Raw genomic sequence first — 19,188 nt, 5'->3', positions numbered from 1 at the left:
GAACCGGCAAACAACCGCCACCGGAGCGGGGTTTTTATCCGGGTCGGATTGCCCGCGCCTCTCGGGAGGCCAACAGACCGGGACAGGCCTGCCCGTCAGTCAACGTTTGCCGTCGCCTGAATGATGCGGTCGACCAGAACCTGGCTCGCAGTGGGAATGTAGCCGCCCTTGCGCGTGAAGATGCCGAAGTGCCGCTCCCATGTGATGTCGGGAAACGGAAGCTCGACCAGGTTTTCCCCACCATTGGTGCGCGTCAGGTTCTGGCGTGAGGTGAAGCTCAGCAGGTCCGTGCGCGCGATCAGCTTCGGCATCACAGCCCCTTTATTCACTGCTGCGAAAGGCAAGCTGACCTTGAGACTACAAACACGATGAGCCACGCGCCGGTGCATCGAGTGTGGTCAGGTCGACCCGGCCAAGACGTCTTCTGCATCGGACGTGGCTCATCTGTCGCCGGCTGAACGCCGTCCCCCCCCGTCCCGCGGTGATACGGTCTGTCCAACGGGTCGCGCTTCGCGTCGTTGACGCCGGGGCGATCCTTCGGGCGCCGCCTATAAAATTCCCGAACGCGCCCTTGTCCCGTCGAGGGCAACGCCGTACCTCTTCTTCAGATTCTGCTCGCTCGCACGAACTTGCCCCTTTTCGCGCTATTTTGCGATGTAGCGGGGGAAGAACGGTCGTGACCGGCCGCGGCAATTGAAGAGGGAAGGCTGCATGGCGCACAGTGGAAGACGCTTTGATCTGAGAAGCCGCACGCGCCAGGGGCACGAACGTCTCGATGCGGCTGTCGGCGTATTTGCGACCCTTACCGACTATCGCCGCTATGTCGCGTGCCTCGGCGCATTCCGGGCAGCCATGGACAGGGCTTTGCTGGATATCGCCTGGCCGGAGGGCTGGAACTGGCGGCCGACGCGGATCGTGGACGAGCTCGCACGGGATGCGAAAGATCTGGGCCTGCCTCCGGCACGCAATCGAAAGGCGGATGTCGAGCTGATCGATCTCAGCGCCTTGCTCGGCGCTCTCTACGTCCTCGAAGGCTCCACACTTGGTGCGCAGGTGCTGCGCCAACGGGCTGCCACGCTCGGATTGGATCGAGACTTCGGCGCCCGCCACCTGGACCATATGTCGAATGACATAGCGCAGTGGCGGTCTTTTCTCCTACTCTTGGACGGTGCCCGCGATTTCGACATCGAACGTGCCGCCGCGTCTGCCAACGACGTCTTCGCCCTTGCGTTGCGATGCTTTGAAAGTGAGCTTCTTGTCGAACACTGAAACCGTCAACCTCGACACCTGCGATCGCGAACCGATTCATATTCCGGGGAGCATCCAGCCGCACGGTTGCCTCATTGCCTGCGATATTCACCTCACGACGATCGAGCGCGCGTCGGCGAATGCCTGCGAGGTGATCGGCCGTCAGGGAGAGCTGCTGGGCCGCAAGGTCAGCGATGTTCTGGGGCACACGCTTGTACACGACCTGCGAAACGCGCTTGCATCTGCGAACGCGGCCACGCGACCGGCACTCCTCATGGATGTATCGCTGGGGCAGGGCGTGTTCGATATCGCCATCCACCAGTACAAGTCCTCCGTGATCGTCGAGTTCGAGCCGGCTCCCGCCGCAGGGCAACCTCTGCATATCGCGCGCGAGATGATCGGTCGTATCAGCGATATCACCGACGTCGATCAACTGGTGAAGCGGGCCTGCCGGATCGTCGCCGGCGCCACCGGCTATGACCGGGTGATGATCTACCGCTTCGAGCAGGATGGCTCGGGCAAAGTTGTCAGCGAAACGAAGCGGCCCGATCTGGAGAGCTTTCTCGGCCAGTATTTTCCGGCCAGCGACATCCCGCAGCAAGCGCGCACGCTCTATCTCAAGAACACCATACGGGTGATTGCCGATGCCGGCGGGACGCGGGTTCCGGTCGAGCCGGTGCTCGATGCCTCGGGCGAGCCGCTGGATCTCAGTTTCGCCCACCTGCGCAGCGTCTCGCCGGTCCACTGCGAATACCTGCGCAACATGGGCGTTGCCGCCTCCATGTCGATCTCCGTCATTCTCGACGGGCGCCTTTGGGGCTTGATCGCCTGCCACCACTACTCGCCGCGCCCCCTGCCGATGGCGCAACGCGTGGCGATGGAGGTGTTTGGCGAATTCTTCTCTCTTCATCTGCAGTCGCTGAAGGAGCGACGCCGGTTGGCGGCCGTCGCCGGCACCCGCGAGGCGCTCGACCGGTTTCTGATCCTTTCATCCCATCACGAGGATGTCGGCGAGCTCCTTCACCAGAGCCTGCGCGAGTTCTCACGACTGCTGCCGAACAACGGTATCGGCATCATGTTCGACGGGAAATGGACGGCCGTGGGCACGACACCGCCGCACGAAGGGATACCCGTTCTTCTCGACTTCATTCGCAGCGTCAGCGAGGGGCGCATCTGGGCGACCCACGCCCTGTCGCAGAAGGTGCCGGCGGCAGCAGACTACAGCGACCGCGTTTCGGGGCTGCTTGCCATTCCGCTCTCCCAGACGGGCTCGGATTGTCTTCTGTTCTTCCGCAAGGAACTGGTGCAGACGCTGGAGTGGGCCGGCAATCCGGAAAAGACCTACGAGACAGGCCCGCTTGGCGATCGTCTGACGCCCCGCAAGAGCTTTGCGATCTGGAAGGAAACGGTAAAGGCCCAGTCGCAATGCTGGAGTGAAGCGGATCGCGAGATTGCCGAAATCGCGCGCATCGCGATCGTAGAGGTCGTTTTGCGGCACAACGAGTTGATGGCCGGCGAGCGCCGCAAGTCCGAGGTTCGCCAGCGCATGCTGAACCAGGAGCTGAACCATCGGGTGAAGAACATCCTGGCCGTCATCAAGTCGCTGGTGACCGGTCCGCAAACGGAAAAGAACTCGCTGGAAGACTATGTGGCGACGCTTCAGGGGCGCATCGAGGCGCTGTCCATCGCCCACGATCAGGTCGCGCGCGGCGACGGCGGCGGCATGCTCGCCGACCTTCTGGAGGCCGAGCTTCAGCCCTACCGGACGACCCCTTCGACGGTCACTGTCGACGGCCCGCCGATTTGGCTCGACAGCCGCGCCTTCTCCGTGCTCGCCCTGGTTTTTCACGAACTGGCAACCAATGCTGCCAAGTACGGCGCGCTTTCGCTGCCCGCGGGGCAGCTGGAGATCTCCTGGACCATGGACGAAAGCAGCGGCTGCGAGATCCGATGGCGCGAGCGAAACGGACCGCTGGTCAAGGTCCCGTCGCGTAGCGGTTTCGGCAGCGCGCTGATCGAGCGAAGCGTACCCTACGACCTCAGCGGCGAAAGTGCGATCCGGTTCGAGCCGTTCGGGGTCGAGGCCACGTTCCGAATTCCGCCGCCGCATGTGAAGGCAGCGATGACAAAAGCGAAGAATTCCGGGCAGACTTCGGAGCCGGCAACGGCGAGGCAGGGTGTGCTCAGGACTGCCGATCCGGCGGTCCTGATCGTCGAGGATCAGATGCTGATTGCACTGGACCTGGAAACCATGCTGGCGGACGAAGGCCTTTCCAAGGTTGCGACCACCAGTTCCGTACGGCAGGCCCTGGCGCAGATCGAGGCGGCTCCACCCGATCTCGCCATTCTCGACATCAATCTCGGCACGACCAATTCCTTCCCAGTCGCCGACGAACTTCACAAAAGGGGAACGCCCTACGTGTTTGCAACGGGCTACGGCGAGGGTGCGGATGTGCCTGTCACCCATGCCGGAGTTCCGATCGTCCGCAAGCCCTACAGTCGTAGTGCGATCGTTGCGGCGCTCACAGCAGTTTTGAACGGACAGCGTTCAGGTGAATAGCCAGGAGAGGCGGACGCTTGCGATCCATTGATCGGGTGGCCGAGTTCTCGCCGTGGCTCGAATTAATATATTCTTTCTAGATATATTATGATGAAAAGTATGAAATTGATTTCATGTAAATCAGCTCTACAAACAGGAAAGCCGCGTGGAGGACCCGGTCAATTTCCGTCAGAGCCTGTCGAGACAGAGCCGGATGCTCCATGCCCTGAAATGATCGAGGACGTTTAGGAGCGGTATTCCGCTCCGATGCCGTCGTCGGCGATCTGGAGCACGCCTCTTGTCATACACGATCTTCATCACCGCACCGTCCCTGCATGCCGATGGCGTCGCAATTCTGGAAAATGCCGGCTGCCGCCTGATCTATCTTGAAAAGGGGGGCGATGAAGCCGCCGTCGATCGCATCATGGGCGAGAACCCGGTCGATGCGGTAATTTCGCGCACCGTGAACCTTTCCGGCAAGGCGATCGCCAATTGCCAGACGCTGAAGGTCGTGTCCAAACATGGCGTCGGGGTCAGCAATATCGACGTTGCAGCCGCGACCGCCCGGAATATTCCCGTCTTCGTCACGCCGGGCGCGAACGCCCAGTCTGTCGCAGAAATGGCGCTTGGCCTGCTTCTGGCCAGCGCACGCCGGATCGCCTGGATGGATCAAGAGATCAAATCGGGCCGTTGGTCGCGCGCGCAGGACGGCGTGGAGCTTCAGGGGCGCACGCTCGCCCTCGTCGGGTTCGGTCAGATCGGACAACGCCTGGCGTGGGCTTGCCTCGCGCTCGGGATGAAAGTTGTCGCCTACGATCCGGGCTTCAGCCTGAAATCGCCGATCGAAGGCGTACCGATGATGTCGTCGCTCGACGAACTGCTTCCGCTGAGTGACGTCCTGAGCCTGCACATACCCTTGACCGCGCAGACCCGCGGACTGATCGGCCGCGACGCATTTCCCAAACTTCCCGACGATGCGATCCTCATCAACACGGCGCGGGGCGAGGTGGTTGACGAGGCTGCACTCATCGATGCGCTGCGGGAGGGAAAGCTCTATGCCGCCGGCCTCGATACGACCGCTGAGGAGCCCATTGCGCCCGGCAATCCGCTGCTGGCGCTTTCGAACGTGGTCCTGACGCCGCATGTCGGCGGGTCGACGCCGGCGGCGCTGGCCGCGATGGCGCGGGGGGCTGCGGACAACGTGCTCGGGTTTCTTTCCGGCGCGCGGCCGCCACAGTCGGCCTGTGTGAACCCGGCAACCATGCAATCCATCAAGGAGTGAAACCAGTGAGTGGTGAAAAGCAGAATGAAGTCGTCTGGCCGGCAGGGTATCGCATCAATCCGCGCCATGACGATCTGCCGGCGGATCTTCTCGAAGCCTTCGGCAAGATCCCGGTCGCGGTCGCTGGCGACTGCATGGGCCGTTCGATCGGCACCATGGGCCTCAAGTCCTACCACGGCAACAAGATCATGTGCGGGCAGGCCGTCACCGTCCGCGTGCGGCCGGGGGACAACCTCATGGTCCACAAGGCCCTGATGATGGCGCAGGCCGGGGACGTGATCGTTATCGACGGCGGTGGCGATCTGACCCAGGCGGTGATCGGTGGCCTCATTCGCACGACGGCGCAAACCAAGAAACTCGGTGGCTTCGTCATCGACGGGGCAATCCGCGACCTCGCCGAATGGGCGGAGGGTGACATGCCGGTCTTCGCCCGCGGGCATACGCATCGCGGCCCCAGCAAGGAAGGCCCCGGGGAAATCAACGTGGCCGTGGCCGTGGGCGGCCTTGTCGTGCATCCCGGCGATCTGATCCTCGGCGATCTCGACGGCGTCATCGCCATTCGTGCGCAGGATGCCGCTGCCCTTCTGCCAAGAACGCTCGCTCACCTCGAGCGGGAAGCGAAGATCCGGGAAACCAACCTCAAGGGCATCGCTGATCCGGAGCGCTTCGATGCGATCCTGAGGGCCAAGGGACTTCCGGTCTGACGCAGGTCAACCGTCGATCCGGTAAGCCGGCCGGCAGGGAGCGCATCGGCGCTCGCGCTCCTCCCGATGCCGTCGGTCTCGCCACCTGCAAAGTCGCCAGCATCAACCCAGATTCGAAACGTTATTCCTCGTGGGTGTCACAACCTATGGGAGGAGGAGTATTGTAGTGCTTGTCGCTCTCAGCTTCGCGATGTTCGCGTGCTTCATCTATCTGTTGATCAGCGGTCGCATGTCGGCCACGACGGTGCTGATCCTCGTGCCCACCGTCTTCGCGCTGATCGGCGGTTTCGCTCCCGACATGGGCGACATGGTCGTGAAGGGCATAAAGACCATCGCACCAACCGGTGTCCTTCTGATCTTTGCGATGATGTATTTCATGGTGATGACCGATGCCGGCATGTTCGATCCGATCGTCAAGCGTATCGTCGGCGCGGTCGGCGGGGATCCGGTGAAGATCTTCATCGGAACGGTCGCGCTCGGCTATATCGTCGCGCTCGACGGCGACGGCGCGACGGTCTACATGATCACGCTGTCGGCATTCATGCCGCTCTACCGCCGGCTCGGACTGTCGCTTCCGATGGTGGCCTGTCTTCTCCTGCAATGCACGGGCATCGGCAATCTCCTGCCCTGGGGCGGCCCAACCGCCCGAGCCGCCGCGGCCATGAAGGTGGAGATGAGCGACGTGTTCACGCCTCTCATCCTGCCGCTTCTTGCCTGTGTGGCCTGGGCTTTCTTCATGGCCTGGATCTTCGGCATGCGCGAACGCAAAAGAATAGGCGTCGTCACGATCGATACCACCCAATTGATCGAGCACCGCGCCGATGCGGGCTGGAAGCTCTACTTCAACTGGGCGCTGACGATCGTTCTGATGGCCTCGCTGGTCCTCGAGATCCTGCCACTTTCCTATCTCTTCATGATCGGCGCGGCGATCGCCATGCTCGCCAACTTCCCGCAGTACAAGGCCCAGCAGGAGGTGATCGCCAAGCATGCGCCGGCAATTCTATCGGTCGCGACCATGCTGTTTTCCGCCAGCGTCTTCATCGGCATCCTCAATGAAACGGGCATGGCCAGCGCGTTGGCGCAGTCGATCGTCGACGTCATTCCCAATCAGGTCGGTCCCTACATGGCGGTGATCACGGCACTGCTCAGCATTCCCGTGACCTGGCTCGTATCCAACGACGTCTTCTATTTCGGCATGCTGCCGATCCTGGCGGAGGCGGCCGGACATTACGGAATCACCGGGGCGGAAATGGCACGTGCTTCGCTGGTAGGGCAGCCCGTGCATATCCTCAGCCCCCTTGTCGCATCCACCTACCTTCTCGTCAGCCGGCTTGACCTCAACTACGGCGAAACGCAGAAATTCACCATCCGCTGGTCGGTGGGCGCCTCATTCGTCATGCTCGCCGTCGCCGTTGTTTTGGGTATCATCCCGCTTTACCGCTAGCAGATGCGACAATCGCTGCCCGGCGGAAGCAATAGCGCGCCGTCGGGCAACGAACCGTTCATCACCGGACTGCCGATCGGTGCGCTTCCTCAGCACCGGCAAAATCCGCTTTCCTCGCCTCCGCAATCTCGACCAGCAGTCTCGCGGCGGGCGTGAAATAGGCCGAGCGTAGCCTGATGATGCCGAATTCACGAAGCATGGTGGTCTCTTCCAGCGGGATCTCCTTCAATTGAGCGCCCGCGGCACCTGCTCCTAAATTGCGGCGTGAAATGAAGCTCAAAAGCTTCGTTTCCGCGATCAGCCGGGGAAGAAGCGAAATCGAACTGGTCTCCATCTGGACCTGCGGCCCGTCGAAGCCGAGCGACCGGAACCTCTCCTGCAACCACTGGCGTGTCGCGACGGCCGGTCTGGACAAGACCCATTTGTGCACCGCGAGGCTTTCCATCGTAATGGGGCTGTCGAAGATCGGATGGTCACGGCTTGCGACGGCGACTGCGGCATCCGTCGCCAGCGAAAACGATTCGAACCGGTCCCCATCCGCTGTTGCCTCGGTCAGCGGGCCGAACACGAGGTCGAGGTTCTTTTCGATGAGGGCCCCGACGAGAACGTCGTTCATGCCGACCGTCAGGTCGAGCGTCACGGCGGGGGCCCGTCGGATCAGCTCGGCCGTCAGAAGAGGCAGCATGTATTCCGCCGCGGTCGCTGCGCTTCCAATCCGGATGTGGCCGGCGATGCCGACGCCAAGATCGGCGATTTCGCGCCGGATTTCCGCCGCATGGCCGATGAGGCTGCGCATTCTGGCGAGAAAGACGATCCCCGCCTCGGTCAGGACCAGCCGCCTGCCTTCATGCCGAAACAGTTCGGTGCGCAGATCGTCCTCCAGCCGCCGAATGCACTTCGTCAGCGCAGGCTGGGTGCGACCCAGCTTTTCGGCGGCCCAAAGCGAGGTTGCCAGCCTCGGCAATCGCCACGAAATAGGTTGCATCCCTCAGATCGATCATCGCAATCTTGCCCATGCTGTCGGGAAATGGCCCCGACCTTCAGCGAGCATATGACGCGAACTTGCCACTTGGCTCAACACCGGAAAGGTGCATCTCAAAGCAGCGTATCGCGGATTTTCTCCAGCGCCTGATCCTGATCCGCACCGTAGGGAAGAAGCCCCTTCAGTCGCCCGTCGGCGCCGATCAGCAGGAGCGACATGGTGTGGCTCATGTGGTAGTCACCGTCCGCGCCCGGCAGCTTCGCTGCGTGCACCCTCCAGCCGTCGATAACCTTCCGAATCTCTGCCGGCGTGCCGGTCACGCCCGTGATCCGGTCCGTGAAAGCAGTCACGTATCCGTGCATCACCTCAGGCGTGTCGCGCTCGGGATCGACCGAGAAGAAGTAGGTCTTCAGCGGCATTCCCTCTTCGCCAAGCTCCTTCAGATAGCCGGCGACTTCGAAGAGTGTCGTCGGGCAAACCTCGGGGCAATGCGTGTAGCCGAAATACACGAGCGACGGGCTGCCCTTGAACATCGACTGATCGACCGGGTTGCCCCGGTCGTCGACGAGCGAGAAGGACGCATCGAAGCGCCCGGTGCGCGGGCTGTCGATGCCCACCCACGCCATCACGCCGATGAGGATCGCGACGAAGAGTGCCGATATGCCCGCGAACGCGATGGCGGCCGGATTGCGCACCGTCATTTGCCGCCTTCCGCATGTGCCGCGTGATCGTCGTGCTTCATTTCCGCCGCCCCGCCTGCAGCCGGGCCGACGACGAACTCGACCTCGACCGTGCCTGCCTTCTCGAAGGTGAGGGTGGCCTTGATCATCTCGCCTTCCTGGAAGGGTTGGGAAACATTCATGAACATCACGTGGTAGCCGCCGGGCTTGAGTTCGACGGTGGCGTTCGCAGGTACGGCAATGCCGTCCTTCAATTCGCGCATCACCATGATGCCGCCATCCATCTTCATTTCGTGAAGCTGAGCGCTAGCGGCCCGATCTGCTTTCACGCTCAGAAGGCGGTCGGCCGATCCGTTGTTCGTGATCGTGAGATAACCGCCTCCGACCTTGGCACCCGGGAGCATGGCGCGCGCATGGGGATGGCCGATCTTAAGCTCTCCGACCTGGAAGCCGTGCGCATGTGCAGCCCCGGCAAGTACGATGGAAACAAGGATGGCAAGCAGTCTGAACAGGTTCTGTATCATGGTCGTTCCAGTCCGTTTGTAGGGAAGATTAGCTCAGGACGCGCTTCAGCGGCTTCACATGCCGGAAGAGCAGCATGTCCAGCGCAAGCACGGCGACGAGGACAATTCCGGAGAGCGGGAAGAGCAGAGACACTGCGACCATGACGATCGCGCCGCCTTTCCAGATCGACATCTTTCCCGGCACCACGGGAGCGACAAGTCGGCCCGCGCCGGACGGCCGGCGCTTCCACCACATGACGATGCCGCTGACGGACAGAAAGATGACGGAAAGGCAGAAGATGGTGTTAAGCGCGACGTTCCAACCGCCGCCGAGATCGCCTTCGTGGAAAGCGATGCCGATGGCCATGGCCTTGCCAGCGGCGCTGTAGTCCGCAAACTTGACGTCGGCGAGCACCTTGCCGGTATACCGGTCGACATGGACGGTTCGGTCGGACAGCGGATCGGCACTGTCGTTGCTCATCGTGTCCCGCGCAATCGTCCATACCCCCGTTTCCCCATTCGGGAAGGAGAGCTGAAAGCGCCCGTCGAAGCCGAGCGAGCGGGCCTGCGCGACGACGGCGTCGAGATCGCCCGGCTGGTTTTCAGACATTGCCGCGTGTCCATTGTGCGCCGCATGGGGATCGGAGGCCGGCATCGGGGTCTGCTCCAGGGCCCACGGCACATCCTTCACGCCGCCATGGTTCATGCTGGCGTGCGTAACGTCGGAAATCGGGACGTTGTCCCACTTCTCCGCCGGGAACGTGCTCCAGGCTTGAGTGAGCTTTTCGCCCCAGATGCCGGACCAGGAAAGGCCGGAGATCAGAAACACCAGAAGAAGAGCTGCGGCATAGATACCGACGGTCTGGTGAAACGATTTCCAGACTTGTCGCCCACGGCCGGACAGTTGCGGCCGCAAGGAGCCGGCGAGACCGCGGCCGTCGCGAGGCCACCAAAGATAGACGCCCGTAACGATCAAGACGATGCCGAAGCCCGCCGCGATCTCTATCAGACGATCTCCGACGGTGCCGATCAGCAGCGTGCCGTGGATGACGTTTGCCAGATCATAGAGCGCATCGCGACGCTCCCATGTTCCAAGGACCGTGCCACGATACGGATCGACGGCGACCATGGTCGATTGACCGTCCTTGCTGACCCGGAAGACGGCGGGCTGTTCCTCCGTCCGGGGAACGATGTACTGGACAAGCGCGCTGCCGGGAACGGCTGCGACCGCCGCATTGGCCTGTGCGGATACCGCAACGGTCTGCGTCGTCGGGGAAACCGAATAGAGTTTCTCACCGTCCCGGCCGACGAGTACGGAAGACCAGAGCATGATCAGTCCGGTCACGGCCAACATGATGAGGAAGGGTGCCACATAGAGCCCGGCATAGAAGTGCCATCGCCAGGCTGTCGTATAGAATGCCTTTGCGAGAGATTTATCGCGGGTCGGTGATGCAGTGTCGGCGGTCAATGTCATTGTTGTCCCCTTTGACAACTGAAACGGTTTTTGAATTCGCAACGAGCGCGCATGCAAGCGCGGCCGGAAGCACCGAAGGCGGCCGGTCTCATGCGGTCATGGATGTGTTTGATCGAGCGGTTCTCTGTCGCCGGGCGAATCGGCTGGAGGGCTTTCGGCTACCACAGCCTCCGCAAAGGTGTTTCCCACCTTCTCGACGAGACAATGATATACGCTCTGGCGCGATATTTTTGAGCATGGAAGTCGTCCGGCAAAGCGCCGGGACGATCCGCTCAATGCGGAAGAACCGGCGCAGGCTGAAAATTTCCGCTGATGAAAGCGGCAGTTCAGGCAGCGAGGCCGGATGGAGGTCCGCGTGGCGAGGTATTCGGGGGAAACAGCTGGCGGTAGAAGGCTTCCCGGCGCGTCGCCGTGACGCGATCGATCTGCTTCCGGATCAACTGACCGGAAACGTCCGCCGGTGCAGGCAGCAGAACCGACGCGCTCAGGCGGCACGCTTCGCAGCCGGATCCCGCGTCATGATTGTCGTGCTTCACCTTCCCATCCTCGGAGGGGAGGCAGAGCACCTGCAGGGAGCCGTCCGGGAGTGCGTACTGGGCAAGTTCGTTCAGCGGGATCGAAGGCCCGCCAACGACCGGCGGCTTATGAGCAAAGGCGACGAGCAGCAAGGCGAGCGCGCAGATAATGCGCACCATATACCGCCCTGCAAAGTCCCGTCGCTTGATCATCGATTCCCCGGTGTCACGTCCGACACAGCGCGCACCATATCCTCCCGGCAGCGCAAGCTCAATGCGACAATCTTGCCGCACCTGTGGAAGCCCCGCTCCCTCCCGGCGAGCGCTGCTGTCAGGTTTCAGACGTCGGCATCCTTGCAGGCGACATCCGGGCCATGCTGAAGCCCGGCGCGTCGGTTTGGCCGCGCCATCCGGTCAGCCGCAGGTGCCGTTGTTGAGGTCGGACAGCAACTTAACGCCATCGTCCCGGGAGATGCTGTCGCCGATGAACCAGCTGAGGCTCTCGTGGAAACCGAGGAAGGAGCCGCGGATCTTCTCCGTGATGATCCTCGCTTCATCGTCGGAAACCGCGAGCTTCTCGGCGATGAATGCGCGCACGGTCTCGGCCGCGGCCGCATCGCCCAAGATCGCTGACGTTGGAGAATGCTCGGTAAAGGCGGGTCGGCCGAGCGGCTCACTTCGGCAAGGGACGACCTGAGACAGCCGAATGTCGCGCGATGACGCCGCCGCCTCGATGACAAACGCCTCCGCCTGCAGGACCCAGCTTCCGCGCGACGTATCGAAATGCTGGAAATCGCGGGGCGCGAGGGAAAAGGTCACCGATCTGGATTCCCCGGGCTGAAGAGCGATCTTCGCAAACGCCTTGAGTTCTCGTATGGGCCGCTTCAGGCCCGGTGCAACGGGCCGCACATAGATCTGCACGATCTCCTTTCCAGGCACCATGCCGGTATTGCGGATCGTCAGCGTGACGTTGCAGCTGCTGCCGGGGGAGATCACGCTGGCGTCGATCGCCAGATTCTCGTAGCCGAAAGTGGTAAAGCTCAGGCCATGCCCGAAGGGGAAAGCCGGCGCAACCTTCTTGAGATCGTAGTAGCGATAGCCGACGAAGATACCCTCGCTGTAGAGGTGACGGCCGTGTTCGCCCGGATAGCTGTGCCAGCCGGGGATATCCTCGATCCTGACGGGCATCGTCGCCGACAGCTTGCCGCACGGGTTCTGTTCCCCAAAGAGAATGCGTGCGATGGCTTCGCCGCCCCCCTGGCCGGGGTAGAAGCAGGCAAGTGCGGCATGCACCGTTTCCAGCCACGGCATCTCAACGGCATCGGGCATGGTGAGCACGACGACGAGCTTGTCTGTGACACCCGCCAGCGCTGCTATCACGGCATTCTGCGCGGCCACGATATCCAGCGTATCGCGGTCGTTACCCTCACCATTGCGCCCCTTTTCGTTTTCGGCAAAGACGATGACTGCGTCAGCGTCCCGGGCGCGCTCGCAAATCCGGGCGACGTGCGCCTCGATTTCCATTGCCGTCCCGTCGGGCGAGGGCAGGTGTTCAACGACAAACCGCCCGGCCGCCCGTGCCTCGATCTGCGACAACGGGATATCGACGAGATAGGGATTGGTGGTTGCCGATCCGGATCCCTGGATCTGGGGCTTCACGGCGCCGTCACCGACGATGAGAAGGTGCTTTGTCGTAGCCGGGTCAAGCGGCAGCACCGCTTTCTCGTTCTTCAGGAGAACGATCGACTCCGCAGCAATGTCGCGTGCGAGCGCATGATGTCGGTCGAGGTCCGCACCGGGCACGGTGGGCTTTGCAGCGAGACATTTGCGCACGAAATCGAGCATCCGCCCGCAGGCGGCATCGACAGCCTGCCGGTCGACCTCACCGGTTTTCAGGGCGGTCAGCAATTGCGCCTTGCGCGGTTTGCTTTCCGGCATGTCCAGCTCGGTTCCCGCCGCCAGCGACACCGGGCGATCCTTGATCGCATGCCAGTCGGAAACAACCAGCCCGTCATATCCCCATTCCTGACGCAACACCTGCGTGAGAAGCCAGTGATTTTCCGCCGCCTGCACGCCGTTGACGGGATTGTAGGCGCTCATCACGGTCCATGGCGCGCTCCGGGCGATCGCCCGCTCGAACCCGGCGAGGTAGATCTCGCGGAGCGCCCGCTCGCTGACGTCCGAACTGGTGTTGGTGCGGTCGATTTCGGAGTTGTTGCAGGCGAAATGCTTCAGCGAGGCGCCGATACCGTGGTCCTGCAGGCCGCTTATCAGGGCTGCGGCAAGGTCGCCGTTGATGACCGGATCCTCGGAGTAGTATTCGTAGGCGCGACCGGCCAGCGGCGTCCGCCGGGTGTTGATCCCCGGACCGAGGAGAAGCTGGACACCCATCTGATGGCACTCCGCGGCGAGAGCTTGTCCCATCCGGTAGGTCAGATCGTAGTCCCACGAGCAGCCGATCAGGTTGCCGTTTGGAAAGCAGGTCGCCGGAAGGGTGGTGCCGAACATTCCCGTGTCGTCGTCGGCATCCTGGTTCACGACCGCGAGAAACTGTTGCAAGCTGTCTTCGTCGTCGTCACCCGCGTCGATCTGCGTCGTGGAATAGCGCACGCCGTAGGTTCCATCCGTCATGATGACCGACGGAATGTTCAGGCGCGCGATCGAGGCAGTCTTCCAAAGCCCCCGTCCACTGAGAATATCGACCTTCTCCTCGTCGGTCATGGTCGCAATGACATCCGCGACAGCGACCTTGGCATCCTGGAACATAAAGATTCCCTGCATTTTTCTGTTGTCGGCTCGGCGTTCAGCTGATCTTCCGCAGCAATTCCATCAACATCATCTGCTCTGCCGTGCTCAGAGGCCTTAGCGTTTCCCGCGATATTTCCAGGGCAACCGAAAGGTTGCGCTGGACGATGGCGATGCCCTCCTCCGTCAGCGTGAGCACCAGCCGTCGCGCGTCGCTCGGATCGGGGGCGGTGTTGATGAGATTGCGCCTTACCAGCCTATCCACCACGCCCTTGATCGTCGCCATGTCCATGGCCGTTTCCCGTCCGAGGCTGCCCTGGGAACAGGGCTGCATTTCCTTGAGCTTGACCAGAGCCGCCCATTGCGTGGTCGTCAGCTTTTCCGCCATGAGTCCGGCGAAGATCGAGACGTGACGCTGGTTGGCCTGGCGAAGGAAAAAGCCTATCTGTTCGCCGAGCGCATACTGGTCCGATCCCGCAGGCCCGGTGCCGTTTTTGGTTGGCTTGCCGGACAGGTGCTGCTCGTTCGAGCTTATGTCCATCCAAAGGCTCCTCAATGGTTGGGCGGTCTTCTATGCCGGGCCAACGCGTCGCTACCGTTTCCACCGCTCAAGGATGTCGGCGGTGGTCATGAGTTGGATTTGCTCAGGCAGTCGTGGCACAAGATGCTGCAACACGGCGTCATGAGCCTTGGGGTCGGCACTTCCGAGTGCATCGGTTGCCAGCACCACCCGATATCCGAGATCGACTGCTGCCAGCATGCTTGAGTAGACGCACACATCCGTCTCGACGCCTGACATGATAACCGTGTCCACCTGTTCGCCAGCAAGCCTCTCTGCGAAACCGGGGACTGCGAAGATCGAGTAGGTGGACTTGTCGACGACCCAACCCCTGTCAGCGATCGAGGAAAGCGGTTCGACCAGATCGAGCATTGCCGGATCGAGCACATCTCCCGTCATCATGTTCCAGCGGTCGAAGTAGGCCTGCCAGCTGCCGGAAGCTTGCTGCGCATTGGCAGGCACGACGAATCGGGCATAGACGGTCCTTTCGGGCCACGCCTCGCAAAGGCGAACGACGTTTGGCAAAATGAAGCCAAGCGAGGGCGTGTGCCAAGGCGTGTCCTCCGCAAAGAGCCGTTGCATGTCGATCGTGACATGCAGCGCATTGTTCCAATGTCCACGCCCGGGCATCTGGTCAGTTCGCCACTGCGATCGTGTGCTCCGGCGACCAGCTCAGGCTGACGGTTTCGCCTTCGCGCAGGACACGGCCATCGCGATTTTGCGCAAACAGCTTCAACGGCAGCCCATCCGGGGTCTCCAGGATGTAGGAGAGAACAGGGCCGGCATAGATGACCGTCGTAATGCGCGCCGAGAGCCGGTTCGGCTGGCCGTCCGCTGTCGCCAGCGACATCTTTTCAGGGCGTATCGCCAGCGTGACGTCCGCACCGTTGCCAGGCAGCGCGCTGTCGCTGCGCACGACCGTGCCGTTGGAGAGCCTGACTGCGCCGTTTTCGACCTTTCCGGAAAGAAAGTTGGAATCGCCGAGGAACTCGGCTGCAAAACGCGTCAACGGTCTTTCGTAGACCGTTTCCGGCTCGCCGATCTGCACGATGCGGCCACGATCGAGGATTGCGACCTTGTCGGAGAGCGTCAGGGCTTCTTCCTGGTCGTGGGTGACGAAGATCGTGGTCAGGCCGCTCTCGCGCTGGATCCGCAGCAATTCCACCTGCATCTCCTGCCGAAGACGACGGTCGAGTGCGGAAAGCGGCTCGTCGAGAAGCAGCACGCTCGGCTTGATGACGATGGCCCGCGCCAGGGCAACACGCTGCTGCTGGCCGCCGGAGAGCTGCTTCGGCGTGCGATCGCCGAAGCCCGACAGGCGCACCATCTCCAGGGCGCGATCCACCTCCTTGCGGGCCGCCTCTCCCTTGATGCCACGGCGTTCCAGGCCGAAGGCGACGTTCTGCGCGATCGTCATGTGCGGGAACAAGGCGTAGGACTGGAACATCATGCCGATGTTGCGGCCCCAGACCGGCACGTTCGTCACGTCATTGTTGCCGATCATGATGACGCCCTCGTCGGGCTTGATGAAGCCCGCGATGATGCGGAGGAGCGTCGTCTTGCCCGAGCCGGAAGGGCCGAGAAGGCTGGTGAAGGACCCTTCCGGAAACTCGGTGCTGATATCGGTGAGGACCGAGATCGGGCCGTAGGTCTTGGCGACGGACTTGACTTTAACGTTTGTCACGGGTGTCTCCGGGTTTGGCGAAGCGCGCAAAGATCAGGATGGCGGCCATCGAACCGAGCAGCAGCAAGGTCGAGATCGCGTTGATTTCAGGCGTGAAGCCCTTGCGGATTGCCGAGTAGATCTGCACCGGCAGAGTGGTGTAGCCGGGCGTTGCGAGGAAGTAGGAAATGACGAACTGGTCCAGCGAGACCGCAAAGGCGAACAGCGCCGCACCGAGGATGCTCGGATAAAGAAGCGGCAGCGTTACCGAAAAGAAGGCATGAACTGGCGTGGAGCCAAGGCTCATGGCCGCCTCCTCGAGATCCGCGCGCACCGTCTTGAAACCCGTCCCGACCACGAGAACCACATAGGGAATGGCAAGCGCGACGTGGCCGATCAACAGGGCGTGCATGCCGCGCCCGATGCCGCTCCAGTAAAAGAAGATCAGCATCGCCGTGCCGGTGATCAGCCACGGAATCGCGATCGGCGGCAGAAGCAGGATCTGCAGAAGGCTTCTTCCGCGGAAGGTCCGGCGCGAAAGCGCGACGGAGGCCATCGTGCCAAGCGTGGTGGCGATCACCGCCGTGATCAGCGCGATGATGATGCTGTTCGCTCCGGCCTTCAGCAGGGGTTGGTTCGAAAGCAGAGCCTCGTACCAGCGCGTGGAGAAGGTGAAGGGCAGTTCGTAAAGCGGCGATGCGTTGAACCCCATCGCCATCATCACAACGATCGGCGTGTACAGGAACAGGAGTATCGCGATCAGGTAAAAGCGTCCGAGTTGTCTCATGGTGCGTTCCTCAACCTGCCGTCCTGCCGCGCAGCACGCCGGAGAATGTAGCGAAGATCGCAAGAACGACGGCAAGCAGCGTGAACGACAGCGAAGCGCCGAGCGGCCAGTTGAAGGCTTGCGTGAACTGGTCCTCGATGACTGTTCCCATCGTGACGCCGACGCGTCCGCCGAGAATGCGTGGTTCCATGAAGGAGCCAATGACCGGAATGAAGATCAGCACGGCGCCGGAAATCAGGCCGGGCGCGGCCATCGGAATGAGGATCTTGTACAGGATCGTCCACCAGCGCGCGCCAAGGCTGGCAGCAGCTTCGATGATGGCGTCGTCAATCGTCACGAGCGCGATGTAACAGGTAAGGATCATATAAGGCAGATAGCCATGCACCAGCCCGAGCACGACGGCGTAGCGCGTGTAAAGGATGCTGATCGATCCGGCATCGGGAGCAACCATGTGCAGGATATTGTCGAGAAAGCCGTTTTCCCGAAGCACCATCGTCCAGGAGAAGACGCGAACCAGACCGTTGGTCCAGAACGGCAGCAGGATCAGCACCAGAAGCGTCTCGCGCGTCTTGCCGACCGTTGCGCGCACCAGGGCCACGGCAGCGAGAAAGCCCAGAATGGCGCAGAACAGCGTAGTCCAGAAACCCATCATCAGCGAGTTGAAACCGATCCGCAGAAGATACGGCTGATCGATGAAGGCCCGGTACTGCTTCAGCGTGAATTCGACCGGCGTCTTGCCCATCGGGGTGGCCGACATGAAACTGAAGGCCAGCATGGTAAGCAGCGGAAGAAATATGGCGATCGTGAGCCAACCGTATGTCGGCAGCAACAGCGCCGTCGTCGACACCCAGGCGGGGAGGGGGCGCTTGACGCGCGGATCGACTGATCCGCGCGTCTGCGCCAGGGCGAGCTGGTCATTCTGCATAGAAGGCTTTCACTTCCTGCCAGACATTGTTGAAGGCTTCGCGACGATCGTCGGGCAGTGCCGACATTATGCTCATCGTCTTCAGGTAATCCGGATTGTGCACCTGGCGGCTCAGGTCGTCGGCCGGCAGGCTGTCAAGCGCAGCGGAGTTCGAGGATGCCGGGGCGCCGACCTTGGTCGCCCATTCGACATAGAAGGCCGGGTCGATCATCCAGTTGGCGAAGGCAAGCGCACCCTCCGGGTTCGGTGCGGTAGCGGGGATGCCAAGGCCGTCGACCCAACCCACTGCGCCCTCCTTCGGAACGACGAATTCCACAGGCAGTTTCGAATTGCGCTTCGAGCGGACCGAGCCGCCCGACCAGAAGATCGACAGATCAAACTCGTCGGCGGCGAACGACTTGTTCCACTGGTCCTCGGTCGACCACAGGAGTTTGACGTTCGGCTTGATCGACTTGAGGGCCTCGGTCACCGCAGCCAGATCCTGCGGATCGTTCATGTCCTGGCCGGTCATCAGCGCACCGATGCCGACATTGATGATGGCGTCGTCGTCCATTGCCACGCGACCCTTGTAGGTCGCATCAGCCAGCGCCTTGTAGCTCTCCGGCTTCGGCTTGCCCTCGCGGATCGCCAGCGCGGTCATGCCCCAGACCCACGGAACGGCAAAGCCTACGCCGTCCTTGGAGAAATTGGGGTTGCTGCGCAGGGCCTCATCGACGGTCGCGGCGTTGGGCACCTTCGAGAAATCGATCGGCTGCAGCAGGTCTTCGGCGACGGCCTGGGCGCAGCGTGCGGCGTTGAGGACGACAAGATCGTATGCGCCGGGATTGGTGCGCATCTTGGTGAGCATCTCGGATTCCGAGCTGTAGTAGTCATGCACCACGCTGATGCCGGTCTTTTCGGTGAACTGCTTCAGCGACCAGGCCTCGTCGGTGCCGTAGCCCTGCCAGTTGAGCACGGTGATCTGACCTGAAGCAAAGACCTTGCGTGGCAAGAGTGAGAAGCTGGCGCCGGCGGCCAGCGTAGCCGTCATGAGCTTCAGCGTGTTGCGTCTTGAAAATTCAGCCATTGCTGCACCCCTCTGGTGGACCTGCTGTTGTTGACAATCGCGGCGGCAGCCATCGATTGCGGTTATTCACCA

At 62.0% G+C, this 19,188-nt stretch carries 18 protein-coding genes; 5 read left to right on the top strand and 13 right to left on the bottom strand.

The features are described from left to right. Positions 1–95 precede the first annotated feature (95 nt). Entirely contained in the window at positions 96–311 is a 216-nt protein-coding gene (locus CRO48_RS21215) for a type 2 periplasmic-binding domain-containing protein (RefSeq protein WP_097141856.1), read from the bottom strand. Between the two features lie 400 nt (positions 312–711). Here CRO48_RS21215 and CRO48_RS21210 point away from each other — a divergent pair, with 400 nt between their 5' ends. The 5 genes from CRO48_RS21210 (at position 712) to CRO48_RS21190 (ending at position 7,217) form a co-directional block, all read left to right on the top strand. Then, positions 712–1,269, top strand: coding sequence for a biliverdin-producing heme oxygenase (locus CRO48_RS21210; protein ID WP_097141855.1), 558 nt, complete (start codon positions 712–714; stop codon positions 1,267–1,269). Further along, positions 1,256–3,808 (top strand): HWE histidine kinase domain-containing protein, encoded by a 2,553-nt coding sequence (locus CRO48_RS21205; RefSeq protein WP_097141854.1) that lies wholly within the window; start codon positions 1,256–1,258, stop codon positions 3,806–3,808. Before CRO48_RS21210 ends, CRO48_RS21205 begins: the two co-directional genes overlap by 14 nt. Before the next feature lie 277 nt (positions 3,809–4,085). Continuing rightward, complete coding sequence (locus tag CRO48_RS21200; protein ID WP_097141853.1) at positions 4,086–5,069, top strand: hydroxyacid dehydrogenase; 984 nt, start codon at positions 4,086–4,088, stop codon at positions 5,067–5,069. A 5-nt stretch (positions 5,070–5,074) separates the two neighbouring features. Further along, positions 5,075–5,773, top strand: coding sequence for an RraA family protein (locus CRO48_RS21195; protein WP_097141852.1), 699 nt, complete (start codon positions 5,075–5,077; stop codon positions 5,771–5,773). A gap of 166 nt (positions 5,774–5,939) precedes the next feature. Then, positions 5,940–7,217, top strand: coding sequence for a CitMHS family transporter (locus CRO48_RS21190; protein WP_097141851.1), 1,278 nt, complete (start codon positions 5,940–5,942; stop codon positions 7,215–7,217). A 61-nt stretch (positions 7,218–7,278) separates the two neighbouring features. Here CRO48_RS21190 and CRO48_RS21185 read toward each other — a convergent pair whose 3' ends face one another. From CRO48_RS21185 to CRO48_RS21125, 12 genes are all read right to left on the bottom strand, one after another. Further along, positions 7,279–8,202 (bottom strand): LysR substrate-binding domain-containing protein, encoded by a 924-nt coding sequence (locus tag CRO48_RS21185; RefSeq protein WP_097141850.1) that lies wholly within the window; start codon positions 8,200–8,202, stop codon positions 7,279–7,281. A 110-nt stretch (positions 8,203–8,312) separates the two neighbouring features. Continuing rightward, positions 8,313–8,900 (bottom strand): SCO family protein, encoded by a 588-nt coding sequence (locus CRO48_RS21180; RefSeq protein WP_097141849.1) that lies wholly within the window; start codon positions 8,898–8,900, stop codon positions 8,313–8,315. Continuing rightward, positions 8,897–9,403, bottom strand: a complete 507-nt coding sequence (locus CRO48_RS21175; RefSeq protein ID WP_097141848.1) for a copper chaperone PCu(A)C — start codon at positions 9,401–9,403, stop codon at positions 8,897–8,899. The genes CRO48_RS21180 and CRO48_RS21175 overlap by 4 nt, the downstream gene beginning before the upstream one ends. A gap of 28 nt (positions 9,404–9,431) precedes the next feature. After that, a complete protein-coding gene (locus CRO48_RS21170; RefSeq protein ID WP_097141847.1) occupies positions 9,432–10,856 on the bottom strand; it encodes a PepSY-associated TM helix domain-containing protein in 1,425 nt (474 codons plus the stop codon). A gap of 326 nt (positions 10,857–11,182) precedes the next feature. Next, positions 11,183–11,584: a DUF2946 family protein gene (locus CRO48_RS21160; RefSeq protein ID WP_097141845.1), complete on the bottom strand. Its 402-nt coding sequence runs from the start codon at positions 11,582–11,584 to the stop codon at positions 11,183–11,185. Between the two features lie 201 nt (positions 11,585–11,785). Continuing rightward, positions 11,786–14,137, bottom strand: coding sequence for a glycoside hydrolase family 3 C-terminal domain-containing protein (locus CRO48_RS21155; RefSeq protein WP_097141888.1), 2,352 nt, complete (start codon positions 14,135–14,137; stop codon positions 11,786–11,788). A 37-nt stretch (positions 14,138–14,174) separates the two neighbouring features. Beyond that, on the bottom strand, positions 14,175–14,657 hold the full coding sequence (locus CRO48_RS21150) for a MarR family winged helix-turn-helix transcriptional regulator (RefSeq protein ID WP_097141844.1): 483 nt from the start codon (positions 14,655–14,657) through the stop codon (positions 14,175–14,177). Positions 14,658–14,708: 51 nt separating this feature from the next. Continuing rightward, a complete protein-coding gene (locus tag CRO48_RS21145) occupies positions 14,709–15,305 on the bottom strand; it encodes a cysteine hydrolase family protein (RefSeq protein WP_097141843.1) in 597 nt (198 codons plus the stop codon). A 4-nt stretch (positions 15,306–15,309) separates the two neighbouring features. After that, positions 15,310–16,359 carry an ABC transporter ATP-binding protein gene (locus CRO48_RS21140; RefSeq protein ID WP_097141842.1) on the bottom strand — a complete coding sequence of 350 codons (1,050 nt, stop codon included), beginning with the start codon at positions 16,357–16,359 and terminating at the stop codon, positions 15,310–15,312. Then, positions 16,346–17,125 (bottom strand): ABC transporter permease, encoded by a 780-nt coding sequence (locus CRO48_RS21135; protein WP_097141841.1) that lies wholly within the window; start codon positions 17,123–17,125, stop codon positions 16,346–16,348. Before CRO48_RS21135 ends, CRO48_RS21140 begins: the two co-directional genes overlap by 14 nt. Before the next feature lie 10 nt (positions 17,126–17,135). Continuing rightward, positions 17,136–18,050, bottom strand: a complete 915-nt coding sequence (locus tag CRO48_RS21130) for an ABC transporter permease (RefSeq protein WP_097141840.1) — start codon at positions 18,048–18,050, stop codon at positions 17,136–17,138. Continuing rightward, positions 18,040–19,116: an ABC transporter substrate-binding protein gene (locus tag CRO48_RS21125; RefSeq protein WP_097141839.1), complete on the bottom strand. Its 1,077-nt coding sequence runs from the start codon at positions 19,114–19,116 to the stop codon at positions 18,040–18,042. The genes CRO48_RS21130 and CRO48_RS21125 overlap by 11 nt, the downstream gene beginning before the upstream one ends. Positions 19,117–19,188: the final 72 nt, after the last annotated feature.

Origin of the sequence: Rhizobium subbaraonis, from assembly GCF_900220975.1 — a bacterium.
Taxonomy (GTDB): Bacteria; Pseudomonadota; Alphaproteobacteria; order Rhizobiales; family Rhizobiaceae; genus Mycoplana; species Mycoplana subbaraonis.
Note: the sequence above shows the minus strand (reverse complement) of the source record. Positions and strands in the feature narration are given on the sequence as shown.

What these genes read in the sequence shown, in the direction of transcription:
- CRO48_RS21215 (WP_097141856.1), bottom strand. Translation starts at nt 311, where the DNA reads ATGCCGAAGCTGATCGCGCGCACGGACCTGCTGAGCTTCACCTCACGC.
- CRO48_RS21210 (WP_097141855.1), top strand. Translation starts at nt 712, where the DNA reads ATGGCGCACAGTGGAAGACGCTTTGATCTGAGAAGCCGCACGCGCCAG.
- CRO48_RS21185 (WP_097141850.1), bottom strand. Translation starts at nt 8,202, where the DNA reads ATGCAACCTATTTCGTGGCGATTGCCGAGGCTGGCAACCTCGCTTTGG.
- CRO48_RS21180 (WP_097141849.1), bottom strand. Translation starts at nt 8,900, where the DNA reads ATGACGGTGCGCAATCCGGCCGCCATCGCGTTCGCGGGCATATCGGCA.
- CRO48_RS21175 (WP_097141848.1), bottom strand. Translation starts at nt 9,403, where the DNA reads ATGATACAGAACCTGTTCAGACTGCTTGCCATCCTTGTTTCCATCGTA.
- CRO48_RS21170 (WP_097141847.1), bottom strand. Translation starts at nt 10,856, where the DNA reads ATGACATTGACCGCCGACACTGCATCACCGACCCGCGATAAATCTCTC.
- CRO48_RS21160 (WP_097141845.1), bottom strand. Translation starts at nt 11,584, where the DNA reads ATGATCAAGCGACGGGACTTTGCAGGGCGGTATATGGTGCGCATTATC.
- CRO48_RS21155 (WP_097141888.1), bottom strand. Translation starts at nt 14,137, where the DNA reads ATGTTCCAGGATGCCAAGGTCGCTGTCGCGGATGTCATTGCGACCATG.
- CRO48_RS21150 (WP_097141844.1), bottom strand. Translation starts at nt 14,657, where the DNA reads ATGGACATAAGCTCGAACGAGCAGCACCTGTCCGGCAAGCCAACCAAA.
- CRO48_RS21145 (WP_097141843.1), bottom strand. Translation starts at nt 15,305, where the DNA reads ATGCCCGGGCGTGGACATTGGAACAATGCGCTGCATGTCACGATCGAC.
- CRO48_RS21135 (WP_097141841.1), bottom strand. Translation starts at nt 17,125, where the DNA reads ATGAGACAACTCGGACGCTTTTACCTGATCGCGATACTCCTGTTCCTG.
- CRO48_RS21130 (WP_097141840.1), bottom strand. Translation starts at nt 18,050, where the DNA reads ATGCAGAATGACCAGCTCGCCCTGGCGCAGACGCGCGGATCAGTCGAT.
- CRO48_RS21125 (WP_097141839.1), bottom strand. Translation starts at nt 19,116, where the DNA reads ATGGCTGAATTTTCAAGACGCAACACGCTGAAGCTCATGACGGCTACG.